The organism is Hydrocoleum sp. CS-953 (genome assembly GCF_002260545.1).
In the GTDB taxonomy this organism is placed as follows: domain Bacteria; phylum Cyanobacteriota; class Cyanobacteriia; order Cyanobacteriales; family Microcoleaceae; genus Trichodesmium.
This window is the reverse complement of record NZ_LGSU01000303.1, coordinates 1-2,680: the sequence shown is the minus strand read 5'-3', so window position 1 is coordinate 2,680 and position 2,680 is coordinate 1. Positions and strand designations below refer to the sequence as shown.

At 32.1% G+C, this 2,680-nt stretch carries 1 protein-coding gene; it reads right to left on the bottom strand.

The window, feature by feature from the left end; all coding sequences use genetic code 11:
- A partial coding sequence (locus tag AFK68_RS02755) for a glycosyltransferase family 92 protein (RefSeq protein WP_143437454.1) occupies window positions 1–2,680 on the bottom strand: 2,680 nt, incomplete at both ends.

Genomic DNA, 2,680 nt, shown 5'->3' with positions numbered 1-2,680 from the left:
AGTATTGAAAGTGAAAATTGTGCTTTATGGAAGTAATTTCTTGCTGTGCCCAATCAATTACTTTTTCTGAAAAATCAATACCTTCATAACGCCCTTTAGGTGTTAAGTAATAAGCTAAACCATAGTAAATATTACCTTCTCCACAGCCAATATCAAGAATACTATCAGTTGGTTTAATACCCACTCTTTGAATTAAATATCCTAACCATTTCAAGGCATTATGGGTAAGTTGATGAATCATTTTTTCAAATGTGTTGATGTCATCAGCTGGAAAAATTTTTAAATTAGAATTTAACACCCCAATCAAAACACTTCCTTCAAATCCATTACTTTCTGGAGTTAAAATGACTAAGCTGTTTTTGTATTGTTCAATCTGGTCTTCATTTAGAGATATTGTCAACTTAAATCTAGCCTTTGCTGCACCTTTTACCCGTGGGTGATGTTTCTTGACTCCAGGAGTAGGCAAGCCAAATATTTGTTCAATATTAATATTATCTATTTGAGTATTGTCTACTGAAACTTTAAAACCTGTAATTGGCATCGAATTTAGGAAAAACACCCAACCAACTATTTGCAAGACTTGACTTTCAATCAAAACTTTATCTATCTTGCCTAATGTTGCCAGATATTTTGTATTTTCACCTGTTTCTATCGGCACAATTAATTTCCTAATAGATTCAGTCTTTTTATGGGGTATTTTTGGTTGAGTAACTGGAATTACAGTTCCCTGAATATCCCTATTTTCACTGTAGCCAAACTCTACCAATACTTCTGCAAATACATTATTACATACAGCTTTTAATTCAGGACTCAACTCCTGTTCCCAACGCCCTATAGAAGATTCAGGATTAGAACTGGTTTGATGTCTTTCTAGTTGAGTTGTATCTTGAGAGACTTTTTCGAGAATTTTATTAATTATCTCTGGTGAATTTTCTAATCCCAAATACTCAAACGTAGCACTCAATGTTTCTACTGGAAACTGAATTAAATCTTCATAGCGTACTAAGTGTAATTGTTCAGAATTATTACGCCATCTTTCTAAAAGAGGCATGACAGAATTTTTACCAAATTCATATACAAAATCCTCTAGTTTATTGTGTCTTTTTAAACCAAAACCATCTTTCCTTCTTTTGGCATTAAAAGCCAGCATTGAACAAACTACATCTCGGAAGTCTCTAACTAGAATTATTTCTCGAAAATTAGAATATAATTCCGATAAATTTTGGAAAATATGTGGAAAATTTGCATGATACTTCTCAGCAAAATAAGTAATTTTTTCTGATTCTAAAGAGACCGTTTTTTCTTGAGTTTTAGCGATATTTTGATAGTATCTATCTATACTTTCTTGGCAGAAACTTGCTGCTTGTTTTGTATAGTCAGTTCCAAACCATGAAAAGCTCTCATAACCATTTGAAAAATCGTAACAAGGATGATGACCAATCCAATTTAATTTCTGAGCAAAACCGTGTAATCTAGGAGTAGATTCTAATAGATTAGCTGGCTCTGAAATAACTTTAAATAAATGTATCCAATATTGAGCAGCTAGTATTTCATAAGGATAACCTCCACTGACAATAATATCTGGATGTTCTGATAATAGTCGCATTACCCAGGTCGTTCCCGAACGTCCTAAACAAGTTAATGCTAATGGTTGTAAAATTGGTTTATAACTAGAAGTGAGGGGAGTTAAACGCTCAAATTCTATAATTGCTATGGCAACTTGAGTATTGTTTGGCAATATAGCTTCTACTATTATTTCTGATTTTAGGGGTAATCCAGCCAACCCTACTATTGTAGAAAAACCACACTGTTTAACCAGCAAGTTCTTGGGATATATTTTTGTTGCTTCTGGTGAATTTCTATTAACAGTAACTTTACGGATAACTTTACCTTGATTAATCAATCTTACAGTCTCTACCGGAGCATTTTTTCCTAAAACCCAACCAGCAATTTCTATACTGTATGTATTAATTTTTGCCTCTATTATTGGTTTAACTATTTGACATCCAAACAAATATTCTGAAACTGGTTCCAAATTTTTAACATTGAGGATTTTTACTAGAGTATTGTTTTTCATTTTTGTTGTGGCTTTAAAATTTATTAAATTAGCTTCTATATTTTTTTTGAGCTGAGGTAGAAATCTTTGAATCGTCAAATCTTCTACTCTGTCAAATACTTCATGTCTTGTTTTAAAATGAGACCAAGCTCTCTTTTTCTGAGTAGTTGGTCTACCACGCATCATTTTTTTTCTACTCTCTTCTTTAGAACGAGTTGTATAATGATTAATCCGCAGTTTTTCTACAGAATGTGTCTCAGACATGAATCCATTGATCTCTTGAAAATTTTCTGTAACTGCTAATAACCCATCTGTGTAAGAAAATTCGTGAGGGTTTAAAGGAGCAATTACTTTCTCTGGTCTAACAATAGACTTAATATGTTTATTTGCTTCGTAACTGACTTCTGAGCGTCTAATATAATTTTCTATTTGTAACCCTTCCGGTTGTTTTTCATGTCCTGAAGGACCAAAATTTAACCAATTTACTCCTACTGCTGGATACTCAACAAATTTTTCTAATATTTCTTGTAAATTAGATTTTTTTGTAGAGAACAAAAATTCATCTAAATCTATAAATGCTATCCATTCACTTTCTGTTTTATAGTTTTCTAAACAGTGAATATA